The following is a 2,651-nucleotide window of genomic DNA, read 5'->3' as shown; positions in this document are numbered from 1 at the left end:
CAGCCCAAACCAAGAGGCTTGCCTCTTGGGGTTGTAGGACACTCTGTACGGAGTTACAAAAGAACGAGGTAGATGAAGAGGTCTGGAAAGGCCCGCCATAGTAGGTAACAGCCCTGTAGTCAAAACTTCGTTCTCTCCTGAGTGGATCCTGAGTACGGCGGAACACGTGAAATTCCGTCGGAATCCGGGAGGACCATCTCCCAAGGCTAAATACTCCCTAGTGACCGATAGTGAACCAGTACCGTGAGGGAAAGGTGAAAAGCACCCCGGAAGGGGAGTGAAACAGATCCTGAAACCGTGTGCCTACAAGTAGTCAGAGCCCGTTAACGGGTGATGGCGTGCCTTTTGTAGAATGAACCGGCGAGTTACGATCCCGTGCAAGGTTAAGCAGAAAATGCGGAGCCGCAGCGAAAGCGAGTCTGAATAGGGCGCATGAGTACGTGGTCGTAGACCCGAAACCAGGTGATCTACCCATGTCCAGGGTGAAGTTCAGGTAACACTGAATGGAGGCCCGAACCCACGCACGTTGAAAAGTGCGGGGATGAGGTGTGGGTAGGGGTGAAATGCCAATCGAACCTGGAGATAGCTGGTTCTCTCCGAAATAGCTTTAGGGCTAGCCTCAAGGTAAGAGTCTTGGAGGTAGAGCACTGATTGGACTAGGGGCCCCTACCGGGTTACCGAATTCAGTCAAACTCCGAATGCCAATGACTTATCCTTGGGAGTCAGACTGCGAGTGATAAGATCCGTAGTCGAAAGGGAAACAGCCCAGACCGCCAGCTAAGGTCCCAAAGTATACGTTAAGTGGAAAAGGATGTGGAGTTGCTTAGACAACCAGGATGTTGGCTTAGAAGCAGCCACCATTTAAAGAGTGCGTAATAGCTCACTGGTCGAGTGACTCTGCGCCGAAAATGTACCGGGGCTAAACGTATCACCGAAGCTGCGGACTGTTCTTCGAACAGTGGTAGGAGAGCGTTCTAAGGGCTGTGAAGCCAGACCGGAAGGACTGGTGGAGCGCTTAGAAGTGAGAATGCCGGTATGAGTAGCGAAAGAGGGGTGAGAATCCCCTCCACCGAATGCCTAAGGTTTCCTGAGGAAGGCTCGTCCGCTCAGGGTTAGTCGGGACCTAAGCCGAGGCCGAAAGGCGTAGGCGATGGACAACAGGTTGATATTCCTGTACCACCTCCTCACCATTTGAGTAATGGGGGGACGCAGGAGGATAGGGTAAGCGCGGTATTGGATATCCGCGTCCAAGCAGTTAGGCTGGGAAATAGGCAAATCCGTTTCCCATAAGGCTGAGCTGTGATGGCGAGCGAAATATAGTAGCGAAGTTCCTGATTCCACACTGCCAAGAAAAGCCTCTAGCGAGGTGAGAGGTGCCCGTACCGCAAACCGACACAGGTAGGCGAGGAGAGAATCCTAAGGTGATCGAGAGAACTCTCGTTAAGGAACTCGGCAAAATGACCCCGTAACTTCGGGAGAAGGGGTGCTCTGTTAGGGTGCAAGCCCGAGAGAGCCGCAGTGAATAGGCCCAGGCGACTGTTTAGCAAAAACACAGGTCTCTGCGAAGCCGTAAGGCGAAGTATAGGGGCTGACGCCTGCCCGGTGCTGGAAGGTTAAGAGGAGCGCTTAGCGTAAGCGAAGGTGCGAATTGAAGCCCCAGTAAACGGCGGCCGTAACTATAACGGTCCTAAGGTAGCGAAATTCCTTGTCGGGTAAGTTCCGACCCGCACGAAAGGCGCAACGATCTGGGCACTGTCTCAACGAGAGACTCGGTGAAATTATAGTACCTGTGAAGATGCAGGTTACCCGCGACAGGACGGAAAGACCCCGTGGAGCTTTACTGCAGCCTGATATTGAATGTTGGTACAGCTTGTACAGGATAGGTAGGAGCCTTGGAAACCGGAGCGCTAGCTTCGGTGGAGGCATCGGTGGGATACTACCCTGGCTGTATTGACCTTCTAACCCGCCGCCCTTATCGGGCGGGGAGACAGTGTCAGGTGGGCAGTTTGACTGGGGCGGTCGCCTCCTAAAAGGTAACGGAGGCGCCCAAAGGTTCCCTCAGAATGGTTGGAAATCATTCGCAGAGTGTAAAGGCACAAGGGAGCTTGACTGCGAGACCTACAAGTCGAGCAGGGACGAAAGTCGGGCTTAGTGATCCGGTGGTTCCGCATGGAAGGGCCATCGCTCAACGGATAAAAGCTACCCCGGGGATAACAGGCTTATCTCCCCCAAGAGTCCACATCGACGGGGAGGTTTGGCACCTCGATGTCGGCTCATCGCATCCTGGGGCTGTAGTCGGTCCCAAGGGTTGGGCTGTTCGCCCATTAAAGCGGTACGCGAGCTGGGTTCAGAACGTCGTGAGACAGTTCGGTCCCTATCCGTCGCGGGCGCAGGAAATTTGAGAGGAGCTGTCCTTAGTACGAGAGGACCGGGATGGACGCACCGCTGGTGTACCAGTTGTTCTGCCAAGGGCATCGCTGGGTAGCTATGTGCGGACGGGATAAGTGCTGAAAGCATCTAAGCATGAAGCCCCCCTCAAGATGAGATTTCCCATTCCGCAAGGAAGTAAGATCCCTGAAAGATGATCAGGTTGATAGGTCTGAGGTGGAAGTGTGGCGACACATGGAGCTGACAGATACTAATCGATCGAG

1 rRNA gene is annotated in these 2,651 nt (G+C 54.0%); it reads left to right on the top strand.

Going from position 1 to position 2,651, the window contains the following annotated elements:
• A 23S ribosomal RNA gene (locus V6D41_RS21360) occupies positions 1 to 2,650 on the top strand; the annotation flags it as partial.
• Position 2,651 lies beyond the last annotated feature (1 nt).

The sequence above is a fragment of the Bacillus sp. 0102A genome (assembly GCF_036765155.1).
Taxonomy (GTDB): domain Bacteria; phylum Bacillota; class Bacilli; order Bacillales; family Bacillaceae; genus Bacillus; species Bacillus subtilis_G.
This window is presented reverse-complemented; position numbering and strand designations above follow the sequence as displayed.